The sequence below is a fragment of the Escherichia sp. E4742 genome (genome assembly GCF_005843885.1).
Taxonomy (GTDB): domain Bacteria; phylum Pseudomonadota; class Gammaproteobacteria; order Enterobacterales; family Enterobacteriaceae; genus Escherichia.
This window is the reverse complement of record NZ_CP040443.1, coordinates 3,888,796-3,910,192: the sequence shown is the minus strand read 5'-3', so window position 1 is coordinate 3,910,192 and position 21,397 is coordinate 3,888,796. Positions and strand designations below refer to the sequence as shown.

The 21,397-nt window shown below is 49.6% G+C and carries 22 protein-coding genes; 9 read left to right on the top strand and 13 right to left on the bottom strand.

The window, feature by feature from the left end:
• Position 1 precedes the first annotated feature (1 nt).
• From potG to FEM44_RS18780, 6 genes are all read right to left on the bottom strand, one after another.
• On the bottom strand, positions 2–1,135 hold the full coding sequence (gene potG, locus FEM44_RS18805) for a putrescine ABC transporter ATP-binding subunit PotG (RefSeq protein WP_130214734.1): 1,134 nt from the start codon (positions 1,133–1,135) through the stop codon (positions 2–4).
• Between the two features lie 94 nt (positions 1,136–1,229).
• Complete coding sequence (gene potF, locus FEM44_RS18800; RefSeq protein WP_130205213.1) at positions 1,230–2,342, bottom strand: spermidine/putrescine ABC transporter substrate-binding protein PotF; 1,113 nt, start codon at positions 2,340–2,342, stop codon at positions 1,230–1,232.
• Positions 2,343–2,692: 350 nt separating this feature from the next.
• Positions 2,693–3,169 carry a YbjN domain-containing protein gene (locus tag FEM44_RS18795; protein ID WP_000203025.1) on the bottom strand — a complete coding sequence of 159 codons (477 nt, stop codon included), beginning with the start codon at positions 3,167–3,169 and terminating at the stop codon, positions 2,693–2,695.
• Between the two features lie 87 nt (positions 3,170–3,256).
• Positions 3,257–4,159 carry a 30S ribosomal protein S6--L-glutamate ligase gene (rimK, locus tag FEM44_RS18790; RefSeq protein ID WP_135522937.1) on the bottom strand — a complete coding sequence of 301 codons (903 nt, stop codon included), beginning with the start codon at positions 4,157–4,159 and terminating at the stop codon, positions 3,257–3,259.
• Positions 4,160–4,219: 60 nt separating this feature from the next.
• Positions 4,220–4,942: a nitroreductase NfsA gene (gene nfsA, locus FEM44_RS18785; RefSeq protein WP_130222147.1), complete on the bottom strand. Its 723-nt coding sequence runs from the start codon at positions 4,940–4,942 to the stop codon at positions 4,220–4,222.
• Positions 4,926–5,213, bottom strand: a complete 288-nt coding sequence (locus FEM44_RS18780; protein ID WP_135522938.1) for a DUF1418 family protein — start codon at positions 5,211–5,213, stop codon at positions 4,926–4,928. Before FEM44_RS18780 ends, nfsA begins: the two co-directional genes overlap by 17 nt.
• Before the next feature lie 159 nt (positions 5,214–5,372).
• On the opposite strand from FEM44_RS18780, the gene FEM44_RS18775 reads away from it, so the two are divergent.
• Positions 5,373–5,630 (top strand): GrxA family glutaredoxin, encoded by a 258-nt coding sequence (locus FEM44_RS18775; protein WP_130205205.1) that lies wholly within the window; start codon positions 5,373–5,375, stop codon positions 5,628–5,630.
• A gap of 31 nt (positions 5,631–5,661) precedes the next feature.
• Here FEM44_RS18775 and FEM44_RS18770 read toward each other — a convergent pair whose 3' ends face one another.
• On the bottom strand, positions 5,662–6,039 hold the full coding sequence (locus FEM44_RS18770) for an inner membrane protein YbjM (RefSeq protein WP_130205203.1): 378 nt from the start codon (positions 6,037–6,039) through the stop codon (positions 5,662–5,664).
• A 267-nt stretch (positions 6,040–6,306) separates the two neighbouring features.
• Here FEM44_RS18770 and FEM44_RS18765 point away from each other — a divergent pair, with 267 nt between their 5' ends.
• Positions 6,307–7,992: an aspartate:alanine antiporter gene (locus tag FEM44_RS18765; RefSeq protein WP_130214743.1), complete on the top strand. Its 1,686-nt coding sequence runs from the start codon at positions 6,307–6,309 to the stop codon at positions 7,990–7,992.
• A 135-nt stretch (positions 7,993–8,127) separates the two neighbouring features.
• Here the strand turns inward: FEM44_RS18765 and rcdA are convergent, their stop codons facing one another.
• On the bottom strand, positions 8,128–8,703 hold the full coding sequence (rcdA, locus tag FEM44_RS18760; RefSeq protein ID WP_135522939.1) for a DNA-binding transcriptional regulator RcdA: 576 nt from the start codon (positions 8,701–8,703) through the stop codon (positions 8,128–8,130).
• A gap of 83 nt (positions 8,704–8,786) precedes the next feature.
• Between rcdA and FEM44_RS18755 the strand changes: the two genes are divergently transcribed.
• From FEM44_RS18755 to ybjH, 3 genes are all read left to right on the top strand, one after another.
• On the top strand, positions 8,787–9,995 hold the full coding sequence (locus FEM44_RS18755) for an MFS transporter (RefSeq protein WP_135522940.1): 1,209 nt from the start codon (positions 8,787–8,789) through the stop codon (positions 9,993–9,995).
• A complete protein-coding gene (ybjI, locus tag FEM44_RS18750) occupies positions 9,995–10,810 on the top strand; it encodes a 5-amino-6-(5-phospho-D-ribitylamino)uracil phosphatase (RefSeq protein ID WP_135522941.1) in 816 nt (271 codons plus the stop codon). The genes FEM44_RS18755 and ybjI overlap by 1 nt, the downstream gene beginning before the upstream one ends.
• Before the next feature lie 84 nt (positions 10,811–10,894).
• Complete coding sequence (gene ybjH / locus FEM44_RS18745) at positions 10,895–11,173, top strand: protein YbjH (RefSeq protein WP_135492078.1); 279 nt, start codon at positions 10,895–10,897, stop codon at positions 11,171–11,173.
• Positions 11,174–11,213: 40 nt separating this feature from the next.
• On the opposite strand, the gene mdfA is transcribed toward ybjH, so the two are convergent.
• The gene (gene mdfA / locus FEM44_RS18740) at positions 11,214–12,446 is read right to left on the bottom strand and encodes a multidrug efflux MFS transporter MdfA (protein WP_130205191.1); all 1,233 of its coding nucleotides are present in this window, start codon (positions 12,444–12,446) and stop codon (positions 11,214–11,216) included.
• Between the two features lie 274 nt (positions 12,447–12,720).
• On the opposite strand from mdfA, the gene ybjG reads away from it, so the two are divergent.
• Both ybjG and deoR read left to right on the top strand, forming a co-directional pair.
• Positions 12,721–13,317 carry an undecaprenyl-diphosphate phosphatase gene (gene ybjG, locus FEM44_RS18735; protein WP_135522999.1) on the top strand — a complete coding sequence of 199 codons (597 nt, stop codon included), beginning with the start codon at positions 12,721–12,723 and terminating at the stop codon, positions 13,315–13,317.
• Between the two features lie 57 nt (positions 13,318–13,374).
• Positions 13,375–14,133, top strand: coding sequence for a DNA-binding transcriptional repressor DeoR (gene deoR, locus FEM44_RS18730; protein ID WP_135522942.1), 759 nt, complete (start codon positions 13,375–13,377; stop codon positions 14,131–14,133).
• Positions 14,134–14,180: 47 nt separating this feature from the next.
• On the opposite strand, the gene dacC is transcribed toward deoR, so the two are convergent.
• Positions 14,181–15,383, bottom strand: a complete 1,203-nt coding sequence (gene dacC / locus FEM44_RS18725) for a serine-type D-Ala-D-Ala carboxypeptidase (protein ID WP_135522943.1) — start codon at positions 15,381–15,383, stop codon at positions 14,181–14,183.
• A 246-nt stretch (positions 15,384–15,629) separates the two neighbouring features.
• Between dacC and gstB the strand changes: the two genes are divergently transcribed.
• A complete protein-coding gene (gene gstB / locus FEM44_RS18720; RefSeq protein WP_135522944.1) occupies positions 15,630–16,256 on the top strand; it encodes a glutathione S-transferase GstB in 627 nt (208 codons plus the stop codon).
• Here gstB and FEM44_RS18715 read toward each other — a convergent pair.
• From FEM44_RS18715 to FEM44_RS18705, 3 genes are all read right to left on the bottom strand, one after another.
• A complete protein-coding gene (locus FEM44_RS18715; RefSeq protein WP_138159132.1) occupies positions 16,253–17,371 on the bottom strand; it encodes a PQQ-dependent sugar dehydrogenase in 1,119 nt (372 codons plus the stop codon). The genes gstB and FEM44_RS18715 overlap by 4 nt on opposite strands.
• A 110-nt stretch (positions 17,372–17,481) precedes the next feature.
• The gene (bssR, locus tag FEM44_RS18710; protein ID WP_135522945.1) at positions 17,482–17,865 is read right to left on the bottom strand and encodes a biofilm formation regulator BssR; all 384 of its coding nucleotides are present in this window, start codon (positions 17,863–17,865) and stop codon (positions 17,482–17,484) included.
• 104 nt (positions 17,866–17,969) lie between these two features.
• The gene (locus tag FEM44_RS18705; protein ID WP_135522946.1) at positions 17,970–20,024 is read right to left on the bottom strand and encodes a beta-galactosidase; all 2,055 of its coding nucleotides are present in this window, start codon (positions 20,022–20,024) and stop codon (positions 17,970–17,972) included.
• Positions 20,025–20,258: 234 nt separating this feature from the next.
• Here FEM44_RS18705 and FEM44_RS18700 point away from each other — a divergent pair, with 234 nt between their 5' ends.
• Positions 20,259–21,341, top strand: a complete 1,083-nt coding sequence (locus FEM44_RS18700; RefSeq protein ID WP_000849772.1) for a LacI family DNA-binding transcriptional regulator — start codon at positions 20,259–20,261, stop codon at positions 21,339–21,341.
• The last annotated feature ends 56 nt before the right edge of the window (positions 21,342–21,397 follow it).

Below are 21,397 nucleotides of genomic sequence, written 5' to 3'. Positions count from 1 at the left end.
CTTAAACCGTCAGCACCACACAACTGTCCACTTCCCAACATAAACGAACTTCATCACCCCAGGTCGGTAGCCCTTTGCGGTGACGATGCGCGTTTTGTAGCTGGGCGCTAATCATCTGCCCGCTTTTCAGACGAACGTGATACACCGAAAGATCGCCGAGATAGGCAATGTGTATCACCTCCCCCACCGCGAAGTTACAACCATTGGCGGGCGGCTCCTCGCAAAGCATGATTTTTTCCGGTCGCAGCGCCACATGTACCGGCACGTTATCGACCACTGACGCCAGCGGATCGACTTTCAGCGGATGGACCAGCCCCGGTGAATCGAGCAACAGGCCGTCTTCCTGACGCTCTTTTAGTAGCCCTTCAAAGACGTTGACTGAACCAATAAACTCGGCGCTGTAGCGGGTAGTCGGATGCTCGTAAATCTCTTCCGGCTCGCCAATCTGAACAAATTTCCCGCGATTCATAATGGCGATACGCCCCGCCATAGTCATCGCCTCTTCCTGATCGTGAGTAACCATTACGCAGGTCACGCCGACACGCTCCAGAATATCCACCACTTCAAGCTGCATCCGGTCACGCAATTTTTTATCCAGCGCGCCCATCGGCTCATCGAGCAGTAATAGTTTCGGGCGTTTGGCGAGGCTTCGGGCCAGGGCCACACGCTGGCGTTGGCCACCGGAAAGCTGATGCGGTTTGCGTTTGGCGAACTCCTGCATATGTACCAGCCCGAGCATCTCGTTGACCCGGCTGGCAATTTCCGCTTTTGGCAATTTGTCCTGCTTCAGGCCAAAGGCGATGTTCTGTTCCACGGTCATATGCGGAAACAACGCGTAAGACTGAAACATCATATTGATGGGGCGTAGATAAGGAGGAACCCGTGACAGGTCGACGCCATCAAGCATAATCTGCCCGGCAGAAGGTTGTTCAAAACCTGCCAGCATACGTAGCAGTGTGGACTTGCCACAGCCGGATGCGCCCAGCAGTGCAAAGATTTCGCCTTTATAAATGGTCAGACTGACATCATCGACCGCATGTTGACCATCGTAAGATTTAGTCAAATTGCGGATTTCTAATAGTGGTGTCAGCGACTTACGACTTTTCGCCTGCGGGCGAGGGATAGCGTCATTCACGGCTGCTCTCCGGCATTGAATGTGAGCAAGCGCACCATGATGGTGCGAATTGCCGGCGGGTGTGGTGCACCCGTCCGGCATCTACAACAGCAGATTATTTTCCGCTCTTCACTTTGGTCCAGGCGCGAGTGCGCACTCGATCGATTTTTGGATCCTGCACTTGTAGTGTGAACATTTTGGCGCGAACGTCCGCAGGCGGGTAAATTCCTGGGTTATCACGGACTTCCGCACTCACCAGCGGCGTGGCTGCTTTATTGGCGTTAGCATAGAACACATGGTCGGAGATATGCGCTACTACATCCGGACGCAGCAGGTAATTCAGGAACTGATACGCTTCGTCTTTATTTTTGGCATCCGCAGGCATGGCGAATACATCAAAGAATGCCATCGCCCCTTCTTTCGGAATCGAGAAAGAGACATTCACACCGTTTTTCGCTTCTTTCGCGCGGTTAGACGCCTGCCACACATCGCCCGCCCAGCCAATAGCGACGCAAATATCGCCGTTTGCCAGATCGTTAATGTATTGAGATGAATGGAAATAACGAATATTTGGACGCAGCTTTAACAGCAGATCGGTTGCCGGGCCAGTGTAATCATCCGCTTTGGTGCTGTTGGGATCTTTGCCGAGATAATTCAGCACGGTGGCAAACACTTCTTCCGGCGCATCGAGGAACGAGACTCCGCAGCTTTTCAGTTTTTCCAGATTTTCAGGTTTGAGGATCAAGTCCCAGCTATCGACTGGCGCGTTTTCGCCCAGTACCGCTTTGACTTTATCGACGTTATAGCCAATCCCGGTGGTCGCCCACATATACGGCATGGCAAATTTATTGTCGGGATCGTGTTTTGCCACCAGCTTCAGCAGTTCTGGATCGAGATTCTTCCATTCTGGCAATTTGCTTTTATCCAACGGCTGGAATACACCAGCAGTCAGCTGGCGTTCAAGAAAACTGGCTGATGGAACGACAAGATCAAAGCCGGTGCTCCCCGCCATTAACTTGCCTTCCAATACTTCGTTGGAATCGAAAACATCGTAGACGACTTTTATACCCGTCTCTTTTTCAAAATTTGCCACTGTATCTGGAGCGATATAATCAGACCAGTTATAGATGTGGAGTGTTTTTTGTTCAGCCGCGAGCGTGCCGACAGAGACGGCCATCAGAGCACCTGCAACCAGACCCGATAGCCATTTTTTATTTAAGGCGGTCATATCTCTTTCCTTCTGAAAGTTCGTTAACAAACGAACAAAAGTTGTCACACTGAAAGATATGCAATAAACGTGCATATTTTTTATCGGCGCGGCGCAAGAAAAGAGAACTCTCTCCCGGCCAGCATTGCTCGCTATATAAAAGCCTTGCAAGAATAACTTTAGCCAGGGTTTGAAACTATAGCTGTAATTAAAAAACAGTATTTAACAAATTTTTATGCGCATTTGCTCTATGTGATAAAGCAAATTCGGCATAAGACAAGTGAAAAAATCTTTAATGGAAGGTTAAATTTAGCAGGAAATATTATAATGCGCAGTCACTGCGGCAGCGACTGCGTGCTCAAAAAGAGTTATCAATGAAGGAAATAGTTTTCGGTAACGTTATTTTGCCCTTCATCGTCAGTCGGCAACAGTAGTTGATGGGCATTGGCTTCAAGGATGACCATCGAAATCTGCTCTTCACTCTGGCGTACAAACCATGCAAACTGTTCATAGGTTACGCCCTGCATAACGGATAAAGACTGGCAAACCACCAGCTTTGGCAGATTATCATCCTGCATATCAAGAAATGCTTTCACAGTCAGCGAACTGGCATTGATGGCCGACAAATCCGCCGCCAGCGGCAACACGGCTGAAGGTCTGACTTCCGCCATGGCAGAAAACAGGATCGTGTTATCAATCAGGTCGATTTTGGCATCAAAGACACCGTCGAAATTCTGCATATGCGGCAGATGTAGCGCCTGACAGTTATCACATTCAAAAAAACTCATCCCCAGGTCATCGAGCCATTGACGCAACGTATCCAGACCAGGAACGACCAGCGATGTCATAATTTTGTACAACCTCTTCCGATAAAAAGACTGGCACAGCTTACGCAAAAAGCGCAGGCAAAACCATGATCAGTCACGTTATTGCGACTAACCACCAGTTTTTAAGCAATATTCTGCCGTGGCGTGGCGCTCAATCCAACGGATCATTTTACCCGCGATGTCGATACCGGTGGTTTTCTCTATTCCTTCCAGACCGGGCGACGCATTCACCTCCATCACTAACGGTCCGCGATTTGCACGCAGAATATCCACACCAGCAACATCCAGCGCCATCGTTCGCGCGGCTTTTATGGCAATTTCACGCTCCTGCGGGGTAATACTGGCAATGCTTGCCGCACCACCGCGATGCAAATTGGAACGAAAATCGCCCTCTTTCGCCTGCCGTTCAATTGCCGCGACCACTTCATCGCCAACGACCAGACAACGGATGTCGCGGCCTCTTGCTTCTTTTATATATTCCTGCACCAGAATATGCGCATTAAGACCGCGAAAAGCGTCAATTACGCTTTCTGCTGCCTGACGCGTCTCCGCAAGCACCACTCCAATCCCCTGCGTGCCTTCGACCAACTTGACCACCAGCGGCGCACCACCGACCATCTCGATTAAGTCGCTGGTATCATCCGGCGAATGCGCCATGCCTGTTACAGGCAGGTCAATGCCCTGTCGCGCTAACAGTTGCATGGAGCGCAATTTGTCACGCGCTCGGGCAATCGCGACCGACTCATTGAGCGGATAACTCCCCAGCATTTCGAACTGGCGTAGCGCCGCCGTCCCATAAAAGGTAATGGCGGTGCCAATACGCGGGATCACTGCGTCAAAATGGGGGAGTTTGCGGCCTTTATAGTGAATGGAAGACGCCGCTGGATTAATGTTCATGTAGCAAGAAAGCGGATCGAGAATTTCAACCAGGTGACCACGCTGTATAGCGGCTTCACGCAGCCGCTTACACGAATAGAGCGTTCCATCCCGGGACAATATGGCAATTTTCACCCTGCACCTCTCTGTCAGACCTGGTCAAAAGCCCGCGTATAATACATCGGCGTTACGGTTTTAGCGCGTCGCCCAACCTTGTTTATGCAAATAATCGAGAATAAAAGGACGGCTTTCTTTAATGATTGTCCGACGAATATGGTCGCTCCAGGTATCCCGACGATTATTGCTGCCACGGGTGAGATAATATTCCGCCAGTTGCTCGTCATACTGCGCCAGAGCGTCTTTATCCAGCGGTTGATAGCTGTTTTCATGCACTACAATAGAGGCCGGTAAACGCGGCTTGAGATCCGGATTATCCGCAGGCCAGCCAAGGCACAGCCCGAACAGCGGCAGAACATGCTTTGGTAACTTCAGCAGTTCTGTCACTGCTTCGATATTATTGCGCAGTCCACCAATATATACTCCGCCCAACCCCAGCGATTCCGCTGCAGTTAACGCATTTTGCGCCATCATTGCCGTATCAACGACACCGAGCAACAGTTGTTCCGCCAGGCCAAGTTGTGCATCCGGACAGATCTGTAAATGACGGTTAAAGTCGGCACAGAACACCCAGAACTCCGCCGCTTGCGCCACATGTTTTTGCCCGCCGGTCAGCGTTACCAGTTCTTCACGCAGCGTTCTATCGGTAATGCGAATAATGCTACTGCATTGCAAAAAACTAGAACTGGAAGTCGCTCGGGCGCTGTTGATAATCGCCTCACGCTGCGCCTCAGAAATGGGGTCATCAGTGAAATGGCGAATGGAGCGATGGCCACAAATAAGTTCAATGGTTGGCGTCATTATCTTTTTCTCTTTCTGAACGTGAAGATTCCAGTGGGCGGTTCATCAGTTGTGGGGCAAGCCGTTTTGCCACCTGAAGAATAACCACCACCGCAGCGGGAAGCATGAGCAAAACACCGAGAAAAATCATCAGAATTTGTATCTCTGGCATCGAAAACGGCACCGGAAGCGAAAGGTAATGGCTTAACGACAGCAGCACCGTCACCAGTAACATCATGCCGATGAATTCCAGTATCAACACGCTTTTAGGTAATTTACCGATCGCGCGCATAAGCTTCCCTCTGCAAAGTGAATTGCTATTTTAAAACCTTTCGTTGCGTTGTGCTTAACAGTTATAGCTTTAAGCAATCAATGCAACAGGTTAAACCTACTTTCAGCGAATAAATTTTGGCGTAATCATGGCGGACATAAACAGATGAGGAGAGAAACAATGCAAACCGTTATTTTTGGTCGTCCGGGTTGCCCTTACTGCGTGCGTGCTAAAGAGTTGGCAGACAAACTGAGTAATGAACGCGATGACTTTGAATATCAGTATGTTGATATTCGTGCAGAAGGGATTAGCAAAGAAGATTTACAACAGAAAGCGGGTAAACCAGTAGAAACCGTACCGCAGATTTTTGTCGATCAGCAACACATCGGCGGCTATACCGATTTTGCTGCCTGGGTGAAAGAGAATCTTGAAGCCTGATTGCCGGATAAGCCCTCTCTGTTTGAGGGCTTTATTGATTTTTTCTGTGCTGTGACTTGAACAAACTACTAATAAACAAGAAACACAACGCCCCCAACGCACACCAGAAGACGGCGCTCAATAACCACGCCAGCTCTTGCCAGAATGAGCGTGTTGGTGAAAAAAACAGACGCATAATTAACATAGAACACGGTGCCGCCAGCATTGCGCCAAACAGCGGTTTAAGAACTTCTCTACGCTGCGAAAAAAAGCTGGCAACCGCCCCAGGAAGAATGAAAAACAGCAAGCCGATTTCAGGATGCCCGGCAGCCCGAAAAGCGCCTTTCATTTGCGTCGCCAGGAACAGGCACACTACAATGAAGAGGACAAAACAGCAGATTGCCCCCGCCCAACGTTGTTTATGTTTCACTCGCTCCTCCTGACACTGCCTCTATCGAACACATTTTCGCCACTATGGCGTTCAGTAAGATAAAGCCGCTTCGCATTCCATGCTAATATAGGCCAACGCAATTTTTATAGCCGTTGGTACTTAATGTGATTACACTAGTAAAATATATTGTTTCTTTACTATTGCTTATGTGCGCTGAATGAATCCGCGCCCTGATTTCAGGTAAAAACATTATCTTAAATTACCATTTCTTTCAACAGCTTACTCGTAAACAAGAAGTTAGTCTCCGTGAATATAAACGTCGCCGAATTGTTAAATGGGAATTACATTCTGTTATTATTTGTAGTCCTTGCGCTTGGACTATGTCTAGGAAAATTACGACTTGGTTCAATCCAACTGGGTAATTCCATTGGCGTTTTAGTCGTATCGTTACTATTAGGGCAACAACATTTCAGCATTAACACCGACGCGCTTAATCTTGGCTTTATGTTGTTTATTTTCTGCGTCGGGGTCGAAGCCGGACCCAACTTTTTTTCCATTTTTTTCCGCGATGGGAAAAATTACCTAATGTTAGCTCTGGTGATGGTTAGCAGTGCGCTGGTGATCGCCTTAGGGTTGGGTAAGCTGTTTGGCTGGGATATCGGTCTGACGGCCGGTATGTTGGCTGGCTCCATGACATCGACACCGGTTCTGGTCGGTGCTGGCGACACATTACGCCATTCTGGTATGGAAAGCGGACAGCTCTCCACAGCACTGGATAATCTAAGCCTTGGGTATGCGTTAACTTATTTAATTGGCCTGGTGAGTTTAATTGTCGGTGCACGTTATTTACCGAAGTTGCAACATCAGGATTTACAGACCAGCGCCCAACAAATCGCTCGCGAACGTGGCCTGGACACCGATGCCAGCCGAAAAGTTTATTTGCCGGTGATCCGCGCCTACCGTGTCGGCCCGGAGCTGGTGGCCTGGACCGACGGCAAAAATCTGCGTGAATTGGGTATTTATCGTCAAACTGGTTGCTACATTGAACGTATTCGTCGTAACGGGATTCTGGCAAATCCGGATGGCGACGCCGTGCTGCAAATGGGCGATGAGATAGCGTTAGTGGGATATCCAGACGCCCATGCCCGCCTCGATCCCAGCTTCCGTAACGGTAAAGAAGTTTTTGATCGTGACCTTCTCGACATGCGTATCGTCACTGAAGAGGTCGTCGTCAAAAACCATAACGCGGTAGGTAAACGTCTGGCACAACTGAAGTTGACCGATCACGGTTGCTTCCTTAACCGCGTCATCCGCAGCCAGATTGAGATGCCAATTGATGACAACGTTGTGCTTAATAAAGGTGATGTTTTGCAGGTGAGCGGCGATGCCCGTCGCGTGAAAACCATTGCTGACCGCATCGGCTTTATCTCGATTCACAGCCAGGTCACAGACCTGCTGGCATTCTGCGCGTTCTTTGTTATTGGCCTGATGATCGGGATGATCACCTTCCAGTTCAGTACATTTAGCTTCGGCATGGGTAACGCTGCTGGCTTGTTATTCGCCGGCATTATGTTGGGCTTTATGCGCGCTAACCACCCGACCTTCGGTTACATTCCGCAGGGGGCGTTAAGCATGGTGAAAGAATTCGGCTTGATGGTGTTTATGGCAGGCGTTGGTTTAAGCGCCGGTAGCGGCATTAATAACGGCCTGGGCGCGATCGGTGGTCAGATGTTAATTGCCGGATTGATTGTCAGTCTGGTGCCGGTGGTTATCTGCTTCCTGTTCGGCGCTTATGTACTGCGTATGAACCGCGCACTCCTGTTCGGCGCGATGATGGGGGCACGTACTTGTGCTCCGGCAATGGAGATCATCAGCGACACCGCACGCAGTAACATCCCAGCCTTAGGTTATGCGGGTACTTATGCAATAGCTAACGTACTGCTAACGCTGGCCGGGACAATCATTGTCATGGTATGGCCAGGACTCGGATAAAACTGAAGTTGCCCTGAAAATGAAATTTTTTTGTACAATCGGCGAACTTTTCTTTGGGGCATCAGTCTTAATTAGTGCCACTGCTTTTCTTTGATGTCCCCATTTTGTGGAGCCCATCAACCCCGCCATTTCGGTTCAAGGTTGATGGGTTTTTTGTTGCCTGAAATTTATCTCCAGCCCTGCCACTCGTGCCACCATCCGTAAAATCTCCTCGCGCGATAGCGGCTTACGGTCAGTGACAAAATGCAGCGTCATCCCTTCAATAAAAGCATCCAGAGCCCGGGCAGTTCCGGGTTCAAACCATTGTTCGAGCGTTTGCTGACTGCGCTGCATCCAGTTTTGCATTACCGTTTTTAATAGCGGTTTTCGACTGGCCAGCGCGTAGAGTTGATACATCAGTTCCATGTTGTCCGGCGTTGCAACCTGTGAGCTGTAGATCATATCGGTGATAGCCTGGCATGCGCCTGGAGCATCACTAACATCGCTAAAAAATGCCTGATATTGCCGGGACATGATCTCAGTAAAACTGCTGAACGCCTCCAGCAATAGCTCATCAATTCCTGAAAAATAGTAGGTCATCGACCCTAACGGTACCCCGGCAAGGGTAGCTATTTTACGGTGCGTCACGGCATGTATTCCGTAAAGTTTCACCGCCTCGAGAGTGGCCTGGATGATTTTTTCTCGCCGTTGTGGATCGTTAGCGCGACGCATGTCATTTCCTCTTTTTACAATTGTGTACAAATGTACACAACCTTGCTAAGGTTGTCTTTCATCTTCTTTTTTTGACGTGATCTATGGCCGCAAATTCTTCACGTAATGCCTTGAAACGCCGTACCTGGGCGTTGTTTATGTTCTTCTTTTTACCGGGGCTGCTAATGGCGTCCTGGGCAACCCGTACGCCAGCTATTCGCGACATTCTTTCTGTCTCGACTGCTGAAATGGGCGGTGTACTCTTTGGCCTGTCGATTGGTTCAATGAGCGGAATTCTCTGCTCGGCGTGGTTAGTAAAACGCTTTGGGACGCGTAATGTCATCCTGGTCACCATGTCCTGCGCATTGATCGGGATGATGATACTAAGTCTGGCACTCTGGCTGACATCGCCCCTGCTCTTTGCCGTTGGTCTTGGCGTTTTTGGCGCCAGTTTTGGTTCCGCTGAAGTTGCGATAAACGTTGAAGGTGCTGCCGTTGAGCGAGAAATGAATAAAACGGTTTTGCCGATGATGCATGGCTTCTACAGTCTCGGTACGCTGGCGGGGGCTGGTGTAGGGATGGCGCTGACGGCCTTTGGAGTTCCGGCAACTGTTCACATTTTGCTGGCGGCGCTGGTGGGCATCGCGCCTATTTATATCGCTATTCAGGCAATCCCTGACGGTACGGGAAAAAATGCTGCCGATGGCACGCAGCATAGTGAAAAAGGGGTTCCTTTTTATCGCGATATTCAGTTGCTATTAATTGGTGTCGTGGTGCTGGCAATGGCTTTTGCAGAAGGATCTGCCAACGACTGGTTACCCTTATTAATGGTTGATGGCCACGGATTTAGCCCAACGTCCGGCTCATTGATATACGCAGGTTTCACATTGGGGATGACCGTTGGACGTTTTACCGGCGGCTGGTTTATTGATCGCTACAGCCGCGTTGCCGTGGTACGTGCCAGTGCACTAATGGGTGCGTTGGGTATCGGGCTGATTATTTTTGTTGATAGCGCCTGGGTCGCCGGGGTATCTGTCGTTCTTTGGGGACTGGGTGCCTCGCTGGGCTTCCCGCTGACCATTTCAGCCGCCAGTGATACCGGCCCCGATGCGCCAACCCGTGTCAGCGTAGTGGCCACGACCGGTTATCTGGCTTTCCTCGTCGGGCCGCCTCTTCTGGGCTATCTCGGCGAACATTATGGATTACGTAGTGCAATGCTGGTTGTACTGGCGCTGGTTATTCTCGCGGCTATCGTCGCAAAAGCCGTCGCCAAACCCGATACAAAAACGCAGACTGCGATGGAGAATAGTTGATGGGCATTAAATTAATTGCGGTAGACATGGACGGTACTTTCTTAAGCGATCAAAAAACCTATAACCGCGAGCGGTTTATGGCCCAATATCAGCAGATGAAAGCACAAGGTATTCGCTTTGTGGTTGCCAGCGGGAATCAATATTATCAGTTGATCTCATTCTTCCCCGAAATTGCTGATGAAATTGCTTTTGTGGCGGAAAATGGCGGCTGGGTAGTGAGCGAAGGCAAAGATGTTTTTAATGGCGAGCTATCGAAAGATGCTTTTGCCACTGTCGTGGCGCATTTGCTGACGCGCCCGGAAGTGGAGATTATTGCCTGCGGTAAAAATAGCGCCTATACCCTCAAAAAATATGACGATGCCATGAAAACTGTGGCGGAAATGTATTATCACCGTCTGGAATACGTCGATAACTTTGACAACTTAGAAGATATCTTCTTCAAGTTTGGCCTGAATCTTTCCGATGAACTGATTCCACAAGTGCAGAAAGCATTACATGAAGCCATCGGCGATGTTATGGTGCCAGTGCATACCGGCAACGGCAGCATCGATTTAATCATCCCCGGCGTGCATAAAGCCAATGGCCTGCGTCAACTCCAGAAATTATGGGGAATAGACGACAGCGAAGTCGTGGTCTTTGGCGATGGCGGTAATGATATTGAGATGCTGCGTCAGGCAGGGTACAGCTTCGCAATGGAAAATGCCGGCAGCGCGGTTGTTGCAGCGGCGAAATATCGTGCAGGTTCCAATAACCGTGAAGGCGTACTGGACGTGATTGATAAAGTTCTTAAACACGAAGCGCCATTTAATCAATAAAACGGCAGCACGCCCGGCAACACAACGCCTGAATGAAGGCTGCATAATTCGCAGAAATTAACCCACCGGATTATTTCAGGCGAAATGATTATGAAGAATTATGTTTTGCTGGGCGCGTTTCTCATGAGCTTTACCGGTGCAACGATGGCGCAAAGCGTTACCGTCGATGTGCCGAGTGGATACAAAGTGGTAGTGGTCCCTGATTCTGTCAGCGTTCCACAAGCTGTCAGTGTCGCTACTGTGCCGCAAACCGTCTATGTGGCTCCTGCTCCAGCTTACCGTCCACATCCGTATGTTCGTCACCTTGCCAGCGTTGGCGAAGGGATGGTTATCGAACATCAGATCGATGACCATCACCATTAATTCGAAAATGCCTGATTGCGTTGTGCAATCAGGCATTTTTTTACCCTTCGTGTGAATTTCCTACCTGTTTATCTTTTAAAAAGATAAACATCAGCAGCAGCCACAAAATTCCGTTAGCAAGGTTGAAGAGATTAAACAGACCGTTGCCGCCGTTCAGATACGCGTGTTTACTGATCTCAATACCGACAGTGAAAATCAGCATTTGCAACATCCCCATCGCCGCCGAGACAGTACCTTTACTCATATCGCTGGCAAACAGGGTTAATCGCACCAGTCCCGCATTCGCCAGACCAATACCGAAAGCATAAATACTTAACCCGGCGGTCATCCATAAATACGCGTGCGATGAGATGACCGTTGCCGCAGCGGCGACCAACAGACCAATCATAATCGGCCAACCGCCCATAATGATCAGCGAACGTACGGTGCGACGCGAGGTCAGTCGCGCCAACAGTAGGTTCCCCGCAATTAATGCGCCGAAAATGGGAACTTGCAGCAAACCATATTCATAGCTGCTCAACTGCTCGCCGGTTATGATAATAATCGGCGACTGGGCAATCCACGCCAGCAACGGCAGACTAACAAACCCCAGTGCCAGCGCCCCCGCAACAAAGCGACCATTCTTCAGCACCAGCTTGTAGTCACGACCGAGCTCTTTCAGCGACAGTTTCTCGCCTATACGCGTGGCGGTTTCTGGCATGGCACGTTGCAGGCCGAAGAAGGAGATCGTTGCCAATGCGGCAAATAATACAAACATCCCTTCCCAGGGCAGCACATGGATCCACGCCGCGCCCACCAACGGGCCGAGTAGCGGAGCAATCAGCGCCACGTTCGCCATCAGCGCGGTGATCTTGATACAAACCGCCTCTTCGAAGGACTCCTGAATTGCGGCGTAACCAACAGCGCCAATGAAACAGAGGCTTATGCCCTGCAAGAAGCGCAACAGCGTGAATTGTTCAATGTTTTGCGCCAGTAATATCGCCAGACAAGTGATGATAAACCACACTACGCCCGCCAGCATCACCGGACGGCGACCAATACGATCCGACAATGGCCCCAGCAGCCACTGTAAAAACATCCCACCCGCAAGGTACGCGGTCATCGAGGTAGGAACCCAATCAATGCCCGCCTGGTACTGTTCCACCACGGCCAACATACCGGGCTGAATCATATCGTTACCGATATAGGTTGAGAATTCGTAGAGCACCAGACAGAGAGGGAAAAGTAATGCCTGACGTCCAAGTCTGGCACCATTAGCTAATCTATTTTGCATGCAATTTCTTCGCCAATAATAATCGCGCAAAGTTTAATAAAAGCGCGGCTAACGAGAAAGCAATTTTTGCCCCTTAAGCACATTCTTACATTAATCGGCGATTAGACTCTCTTTTTTTAAGCTTTATTTAACTACCGCGCGTTACCATTACTTCACGGAATACGGGCCGCTTATGAGAAATAAGACGATGCCGCTTTACCCTGTTTACCATGCACCTTATTCTCACCGCCTTGCCTGACGGCTCCCCATTAAACACCTTATGAGTCTGGAAGTTATGCTGGAAAATCTCAATTACTCATTATTCTCTCTAATTAATGCCACGCCAGATTCTTCTCCGTGGATGATCTCGTTGGCGATTTTTATTGCCAAAGATTTGATTACTGTGGTGCCGCTACTGGCCGGGGTACTTTGGCTGTGGGGACGTACGGCGCAACGGCAGATAGTGATAAAAATAGCGATCGCACTGGCTGTAAGTCTGTTTGTTTCCTGGGGGATGGGTCATTTATTTCCGCATGACCGCCCGTTTGTCGAGAATATCGGCTATAACTTCCTGCACCATGCGGCGGATGACTCTTTCCCGAGCGATCACGGCACGGTGATCTTCACCTTCGCTCTGGCATTTTTAATCTGGCATCGTTTGTGGTCCGGATCGCTTCTCATGGTGCTGGCCGTAATTATTGCCTGGTCGCGGGTCTACCTTGGCGTCCACTGGCCGCTGGACATGCTCGGTGGATTGTTGGCGGGAATGATTGGTTGCCTTAGCGCCCAGATTATCTGGCAAGCTGCGGGGGCGATGCTCTACCAGCGACTGCAATTGTGGTATCGCTTCTGTTTCGCCTTACCGATCCGTAAAGGCTGGGTGCGTGGCTGATTTCGGATAAAAAGTGTAATATCAGGCGGCTCGCTTCAATAACTATTCAGAGGGAATATGGAAACACGTCGCGAAGAGCGCATCGGGCAATTACTCCAGGAATTAAAACGCAGCGATAAGTTACATCTGAAGGACGCCGCCGCCCTACTTGGGGTTTCAGAGATGACGATTCGTCGCGACCTGAATAACAACAGCGCCCCCGTCGTATTACTCGGCGGCTATATCGTTCTCGAACCACGCAGCGCCAGCCATTACCTGCTAAGCGACCAAAAATCCCGTCTGGTGGAAGAAAAACGCCGCGCTGCGAAACTGGCCGCAACGTTGGTAGAACCCGGTCAGACCCTCTTTTTTGACTGCGGCACCACTACGCCCTGGATTATTGAAGCGATTGATAATGAAATCCCTTTCACCGCCGTTTGTTATTCACTAAATACCTTTCTGGCGCTGCAAGAGAAACCACATTGCCGGGCGTTTCTTAGTGGTGGAGAATTTCACGCCAGCAACGCCATCTTCAAACCCATCGATTTTCAGTTGACGTTGAATAATTTCTGTCCAGATATCGCTTTTTATTCCGCTGCCGGAGTGCATATCAGTAAAGGTGCTACCTGTTTTAATCTTGAGGAACTGCCGGTAAAACACTGGGCTATGTCGATGGCGCAAAAGCATGTTCTGGTTGTCGACCACAGTAAGTTTGGCAAGGTACGTCCGGCACGCATGAGCGACCTGAAACGCTTTGATATTGTGGTAAGCGATCGTTGCCCGGAAGATGAGTATGTGAAGTATGCGCAGACGCAGCGTATTAAGTTGATGTATTAATGACGCATAACCGGATGACGTTTCCGCGCCATCCGGTCATCAGAAGATTAAGAGAACCAGCTACCGAACCACTGATGGAATTTCATCATCACGAAGTCCCATATCCGACCAAAGAACCCGCCTTCTTCCACATTTTCCATCACGATCAACGGGCGCTGTTCAATAGATTTACCATTAAGCTGGAAATCAATGGTGCCGACAACCTGACCTTTTTTCAGCGGCGCGGTGAGCTGCGGTTCCGTTAACGTATAACTCGCTTTCAGGTTTTTCAGTTGCCCGCGAGGAATGGTCACTGATCCCCCTTCGCCTGCGCCGAGATTCACTTCACTCTTATCACCGAACCAGACGCGCTGGGTCACAAAGGTGGCATCAGGTTTAATTGGTGTCACGGTTTCAAAGAAGCGGAAGCCCCAGGTCAGTAATTTCTCAGACTCATTAAAACGGATGCGGTCAGTTTTTGCCCCCAGCACCACGGAGATCAAACGCATGTCGCCCTGGGTCGCGGAGGCCACCAGGTTGTAACCGGCTCCTGCCGTAGTACCGGTCTTCATGCCATCGACATTGACATTACTACTCCACAGCAGACGGTTACGGTTAGGCTGGCGAATCTTGTTGAAGGTAAATTCCTTCTCTTTATGAATGGCGTACTCTTCCGGTACATCGTGGATTAACGCTTTGCCCAGCAAGGCCATATCGCGTGCGGTACTGAACTGCCCCGGTGCGTCGAGGCCGTGCACCGTCTGGAAGGTGGTGTTGGTCAGGCCCAATTTTTTAGCGTAACCATTCATCAAGCCAATAAATGACTCCTGACTGCCCGCGACGTAATCTGCCAGTGCAATACAGGCATCATTACCGGACTGAATAATCACACCTTTGTTTAAATCCGCCACCGAAACCTGATCGCCCGGTTTGAGGAACATCACCGATGAACCGCGCAGCGCCGGATTGCCCGTTGCCCAGGCATCTTTACCGACCGTCACCATATCGGTGAGTTTGATCTTATCGGCCTTGAGCGCCTGCCCAACCACATAACTGGTCATGATTTTGGTCAGACTGGCTGGGTCCAGTTTCTCATCCGCATTACCTTCAGCCAGCACTTTTCCGCTGGCGTAATCCATTAAAATCCATGCACGCGCATCCACGCTCGGCGCGTCAACGGTTTGTTCCGCCGCGAATGCCGTTGGGGCAAAAAGGAATAAAAATGCAGAACCCGCTGCAAGACCACGAAGGAGAGAGGAGTATTGCGTCATAAATGCCACCCGAGTATCCATTCAAAATAAATACGTTATATCGCCGTATGATAAGTTCGGTGATTAATAACGCACACACAAACTTAAAGAAACCGTAAGTTGGTAAAGTTTTTAAAGTTTATGCAATATCCTGCCGCTTCGCTGCTTCTGGCGTCATTTTTTTGCCAACTGTTGCTTAAAAGTTAACTTTACTCCACCATCAGAGTCCTGTTCAGCCTGTGGCTGCCTGTGCAAAAAGGGGTGAGTATGATTACGCTGTGGGGCCGGAATAATTCAACCAACGTAAAAAAAGTGTTGCTGACGCTCGAAGAACTGGATCTACCTTATGAGCAAATTCTCGCGGGCCGTGAGTTTGGAGTAAACCACGATGCCGACTTTCTGGCGATGAATCCCAACGGGCTGGTGCCACTGTTGCGCGACGACGAAAGTGATTTAATTCTCTGGGAATCGAACGCCATTGTCCGCTACCTGGCTGCACAGTACGGGCAAAACCGCTTGTGGATCGACTCGCCAGCACGTCGTGCAGAAGCGGAAAAATGGATGGACTGGGCAAACCAGACGTTCAGTAATGCCCATCGCGGGATCCTGATGGGATTGGTCAGAACACCACCGGAAGAGCGCGACCAGGCCGCCATTGATGCCAGTTGCAAGGAATGCGACGCTCTGTTTGCCCTTCTTGATGCGGAATTGGCAAAAGTGAAATGGTTCTCTGGTGATAAATTTGGCGTGGGTGATATCGCTATTGCACCGTTTATCTACAATTTGTTTAACGTCGGTCTGACCTGGACACCGCGTCCAAATCTGGAACGCTGGTATCAACAGCTCACCGAACGCCCCGCAGTGCGTAAAGTGGTGATGATCCCCGTTAGCTAATTATTACGTGGACTTACTTTCAGTAATTCGCCATTGGACTCGTCGGTCAATACGTACAAATAACCGTCGGGCCCAGTGCGAACATCACGAATTCGCTGCCCTCTGTCCGTTAATATGCGGCCATCTTCTGTCACTTTGTTACCGTTGACGCTCATCACGATGACATCTTTGTCTTTTAACGCGCCAATAAATAATTTTTGCTGCCACTGGGGGAATTTGTCGCTGTTATAGAAGGCCATACCGCTCACGGCAGGCGAATCTTTCCAGTAGAAAATCGGTTGTTCGGTTCCGGCAACGATTTCCCCTTTCGCTTCCGGTATTTTAAGTCCCGAGTAATTGATGCCCCAGGTAGCCAGCGGCCAACCGTAGTTTTTGCCTTTTTCCGGGATATTAATTTCATCACCACCGCGCGGACCATGCTCATTCAGCCACAGCGCATTGCTCCACGGATTCATCGCCATCCCTTGCGGATTACGAATGCCGTAAGACCAGATCTCGGCGCGCGCACCGGATTCATTTACAAAAGGATTATCATCTGGAATCTCGCCCTGGTCGGTCAGGCGCACTAATTTACCCTGCAATTTATCCAGATCCTGCGCCGTCGGGCGCTGATTGTTTTCCCCCAGACCAATAAACAAATAACCTTTGCCGTCAAACACCAACCGTCCACCAAAATGGTTACCGGTAGAAAGCTTAGGCATCTGACGAAAAACGGTGCGGAAATCCGTTATTTTTGTCAGATCATCGCTCAAACGGCCATAACCTACGGCAGTACCGACTTTGTCATCATCTCCCTGTTCTGAATAACTTAACCAGATGCGGCGAGACTGGGCAAAATCAGGCGCTAAAGCTACATCCAACAAACCTCCCTGCCCGTGCGCCCAGACTTCCGGCACACCAGCCAGCGACGAAGATAATCCTTTTCCTTCTTGCCAGTGGCGTAACTCGCCACCGCGCAGCGTGATTAACATACCGTGATTATCGGGTAAAAAGGTCAGCGCCCAGGGATGGTCGAGTTTATCTTGCAATACTTCGACATTTACCGTTGCAGGCGCCGCCCAGAGAGCGGAAGAAACACAGAGAAAGGGCACAAGGAAAAGGGATTGTCGATGCATAACGCCTCCGGATTGACTCTGGCTTAAAGCGTAGTCAGTGGAGGAGATGACAAATTCATTTTTACAAAAACTTAAACATGAAGGGGGAGATGCTTTCTCCCCCTTAGTTTTCAGGCCTGCTCAAGCATGGTGTGCTTTTCAAGGCTCTGGATACTCAGCGTTAAGCTCATCAGACAATTTTCAAGCTTATCGGCGTTGACGGTAATAACAGTCGGGCAATCATGATGCCCGCTCATCAAACATACTGCGGCTGTCGCTAATGCTTCTTCAGCATGATGAAGAGCACTCCACTCTTCCTGATCCAGATGAAGATTCAACCGCAGCGATTTATCGTGCAGTTCGCGATTCAGTTTAAAAAAGTTATCTCGTAGATGATTGCTTTCGCTGACGGACATGTATCCTTTGGCCTTCCTCAGTTGCACATATGCGGCGAGGTCAACTCTTGCATCGATCAACCGGTTAAGCAGATCGCTTCGCTGTCTGTCAACGAACATACTTCGATCCTCCTCTTTGCAGCCTTTGTGCAATTAAATAGTATGGCTACTTTTTGTACAAAATGCTGTCAGGGATCAATACTTCACATCTTATTAATAAGAATTTACATTATTGCTCTTTCCAGCACCTCACATCCCCACGGCGCCAGTTCTAAGTCTTGTGAACAAGCCTTGCCCGTTTCTGCCACTCGCCACGCTCCAGGAAGCACAACATTTTGTACATGAGCAGTGTAGTTTTGTACAAAAATCCATTCCTGATTGCCGTCTGTCCGACGCGTTGCAATAACGCCAGCAGGAAGTTCAGTAGCAAGTGCTTTTGGGAGATGAAGTGTGTTGATCAACATCGCGGCAAACGCTTGATGAAATGACGCATCATTACGCGAAGCCACATAGAAAGCACGACCTTGTCCGACGTGATTTACCGTTAACGCAGGTGTACCCGCATAAAAATCCTCACCATAGCGCGCCAGAACCTGAGCACCTTCGGCGTGAATAACCGCACATAATTCCCGTGCCTGCCATTGCCCCTGCAGTCCATATGCATTCGGCTCGCAGATAACTTTGTTATGCTGATAATCATTAAGACTATCAATCTCTTCAGCCCATACGCCCATCAGGTCACGCAACGGGCCAGGGAACCCCCCCAGGTGACATAAATCGGTTTCATTGACAATCCCGGACCAGTAAGTGGTGACAAAATTGCCACCAGCTTCGACATAGGCACGAGCACGAGCAGCAAATCCATCGCGAACCATATAGAGCATTGGGGCGATAACTAGCTGATAACCCGTAAGATCACAATCAGCATTGATAATATCGACCGCCACGCCCTGCTCCCAGAAAGGTCGGTAATGCTCCACTACCGTTTGTTCGTAGTGGATACCGCAATTGCGCGGTCCGGCAGCATCATTGACCGCCCAGCGGTTCTCCCAGTCGAAAATAATGGCAACTTTTGCCTGCGTTTTCGTCCCAACCAATTGTTTAAGATGAGCCAGCCGTTGCCCCAGTTGTATGACTTCGCGCCCGGTACGCGTCTCCAGATGACCGACGTGATCAACCACCGCACCATGAAACTTCTCCACGGCACCACGACTCTTACGCCACTGAAAATAGTGCACGCCGTCTGCGCCGTGAGCGACGGCCTGTAAGGAAGAAAGAATATTCATTCCCGGCTTTTTCAATTTGCTGGTTGGCTGCCAGCTTGTCTGGCTGGGCGTGGATTCCATCAGAATAAACGGTTTATTTTTCAAGGTACGCATCAGGTCGTGATACATCGCTGTTTTACAGGCTACAGCGCGTTCATCTTCCTGTTTGTGCCACATGGGGTAGCTATCCCAACTCACAAAATCAACCACTTCGGCTAATGCCCAGTAGTTGTAGTCATTGAAATACCACATAAAATTGGTCGTCGCAGGTAAATCAGGGCGTTCAGCTTTTAACGGCGCGATTTCCATTTGATAGAACTCTTTTACCTGCGATGTGACAAAGCGCCGCCAGTCAAGATTCAAACCGTGGTTGGACATTTCACCTATTGGGGAAGGAGATTCAATTTGTGACCAGTCACTGTATGTATGGCTCCAGAAGCCAGTCCACCATGCCTGATTAAGCGCCTCAAGAGTGGTGTAACGCGTCTGCAACCAACGGCGAAACGCCTGTTGGCATCCATTACAATGACACTCTCCGCCATACTCATTACTGATATGCCATCCCAGAACCGCCGGATGATTGGCGTATCGCTGCGCCAGCTTACGGTTAATTTGCGTCACTTTATCTTTATACACTGGCGAAGAAAGGCAGTGATTATGGCGACCACCGTGAAGCATTTTCTCGCGTGAGGCGCTAACTCTCAGAACCTCTGGATAACGAGCAGCAAGCCAGGCGGGTTTGGCTCCGCTTGGTGTTGCGAGGAAGACAGAGATCCCACCAGCATGAAGTTTATCCAGCACCTCATCCAGCCAGTCAAAGCGATACTCACCCTCTGTGGGTTCCAGTATTGACCAGCTAAAAATGCCCACCGACATGGTGTTACAACCAGCCTGTTGCATCATGGCGATATCTTTCTCCAGAATCCCAGGGACATGTAACCATTGCTCCGGATTGTAATCAGCTCCATGAAGTAACCATGGGGCTCTGGGGATGATCGGTGGGTACTTGTCCATGCTGGCTCCTGAATTGTTTTAAACAGACAAAAAATGTTATTCGTTCACAATACTGTCATCTAGTAATTTATTGCTTCGTTATGCAAGGAATGTCCGGCAGGAATGTGATCAAGTACGCGTTTTTTCCCTTCAAACAAGTTCGTCGGTTCAACTTACCGGCACTGAGACAGGAGAGCGTGATACGTATGACATTCACTGCGGTATACTGTGACAAATCTTTTAGCCGGGGCGAATATGAAAACCAAAGCTGCAACCCTTGCCGATGTTGCTCGTCATGCCAATGTTTCCTATCAGACAGTGTCGAGGGTGCTTAACAATTCAGCGAACGTGTCTGCTAAAACACGTCAAAAAATTGAACAAGCCATTGCCGAACTGAAGTACGTTCCAAATCGCGTAGCTCAACAGTTGGTAGGGAAAGAGAGCAAAACGGTCGGGCTGGTTACAACTTCACTTGCCCTACATGCCCCCTCGCAAATTGCGGCAGCAGTGAAAAAATATGCCGGAGAACAGGGATATCAGGTGCTGATATCCATGATTGACGATGTTGATATTAAAGGTATTCAGGCTGCAATTAATGACTTAAAAGCACAACGGGTAACAAAGATCATTATCAACGCACCGCTGGAAACGGCATTGGCTGAAACACTGGTTGCTGAAAACAGCGATGTATTATGTTTGTTTCTCGACGTGGACCCTTATAGCCCGGTATTTAACGTCACCTTTAATCCCGCAGAAGGTGCACGCGCCAGCGTGAAATATCTTTACGATTTGGGGCATCGTCAATTTTGCCTGATCTCTGGCCCAGAAAACTCAGTACCCGCGCGGCTACGGCTCAATACCTGGCGCGATACCCTAGCCTCACTCCAACTGACGCCGCTGGCCATTCATTACGGTAGTTGGGACGCTCAAAGCGGCTATCTGGCGACGTTACAGATGCTACGTGAAACGCCACAGGCGACTGCTCTTCTGATAGCGAACGACCAGATGGCGTTGGGAGCGTTAAGCGCCTTACATCAACAAAAACGTAAAATCCCGCAAGATATTTCTGTCATTGGCTATGACGACACCTATGAGAGTGCGTTTTTTGAACCTTCGCTAACGACCGTCGCAATCGACTTTGATTTACAAGGGAAAATTGCCGTTCAACAAATTTTACAGCCGGACGATGAACACGCGATGCTCCGCTCTTCAACCATCCTTCCCAGTCGCCTGGTCGTGCGTAACTCTGCTGGTCCCCTGCACTCACCACAGACTGATCTGATGAATATTGCTGAACACCTTCGCACACTGGCAGATGAGCTAACACGAAAGGCATAAAAGTAATACGTTCTCATAAAAAGATTTAGTGATCTGTTTCGCTAAATCTTTTTTAT

Coding starts and splice junctions, on each gene's coding strand:
- potF (WP_130205213.1), bottom strand. CDS start 2,342: ATGACCGCCTTAAATAAAAAATGGCTATCGGGTCTGGTTGCAGGTGCT.
- FEM44_RS18795 (WP_000203025.1), bottom strand. CDS start 3,169: ATGACATCGCTGGTCGTTCCTGGTCTGGATACGTTGCGTCAATGGCTC.
- nfsA (WP_130222147.1), bottom strand. CDS start 4,942: ATGACGCCAACCATTGAACTTATTTGTGGCCATCGCTCCATTCGCCAT.
- FEM44_RS18780 (WP_135522938.1), bottom strand. CDS start 5,213: ATGCGCGCGATCGGTAAATTACCTAAAAGCGTGTTGATACTGGAATTC.
- FEM44_RS18775 (WP_130205205.1), top strand. CDS start 5,373: ATGCAAACCGTTATTTTTGGTCGTCCGGGTTGCCCTTACTGCGTGCGT.
- rcdA (WP_135522939.1), bottom strand. CDS start 8,703: ATGCGTCGCGCTAACGATCCACAACGGCGAGAAAAAATCATCCAGGCC.
- FEM44_RS18755 (WP_135522940.1), top strand. CDS start 8,787: ATGGCCGCAAATTCTTCACGTAATGCCTTGAAACGCCGTACCTGGGCG.
- ybjI (WP_135522941.1), top strand. CDS start 9,995: ATGGGCATTAAATTAATTGCGGTAGACATGGACGGTACTTTCTTAAGC.
- ybjH (WP_135492078.1), top strand. CDS start 10,895: ATGATTATGAAGAATTATGTTTTGCTGGGCGCGTTTCTCATGAGCTTT.
- mdfA (WP_130205191.1), bottom strand. CDS start 12,446: ATGCAAAATAGATTAGCTAATGGTGCCAGACTTGGACGTCAGGCATTA.
- ybjG (WP_135522999.1), top strand. CDS start 12,721: ATGCTGGAAAATCTCAATTACTCATTATTCTCTCTAATTAATGCCACG.
- deoR (WP_135522942.1), top strand. CDS start 13,375: ATGGAAACACGTCGCGAAGAGCGCATCGGGCAATTACTCCAGGAATTA.
- dacC (WP_135522943.1), bottom strand. CDS start 15,383: ATGACGCAATACTCCTCTCTCCTTCGTGGTCTTGCAGCGGGTTCTGCA.
- gstB (WP_135522944.1), top strand. CDS start 15,630: ATGATTACGCTGTGGGGCCGGAATAATTCAACCAACGTAAAAAAAGTG.
- FEM44_RS18715 (WP_138159132.1), bottom strand. CDS start 17,371: ATGCATCGACAATCCCTTTTCCTTGTGCCCTTTCTCTGTGTTTCTTCC.
- bssR (WP_135522945.1), bottom strand. CDS start 17,865: ATGTTCGTTGACAGACAGCGAAGCGATCTGCTTAACCGGTTGATCGAT.
- FEM44_RS18705 (WP_135522946.1), bottom strand. CDS start 20,024: ATGGACAAGTACCCACCGATCATCCCCAGAGCCCCATGGTTACTTCAT.
- FEM44_RS18700 (WP_000849772.1), top strand. CDS start 20,259: ATGAAAACCAAAGCTGCAACCCTTGCCGATGTTGCTCGTCATGCCAAT.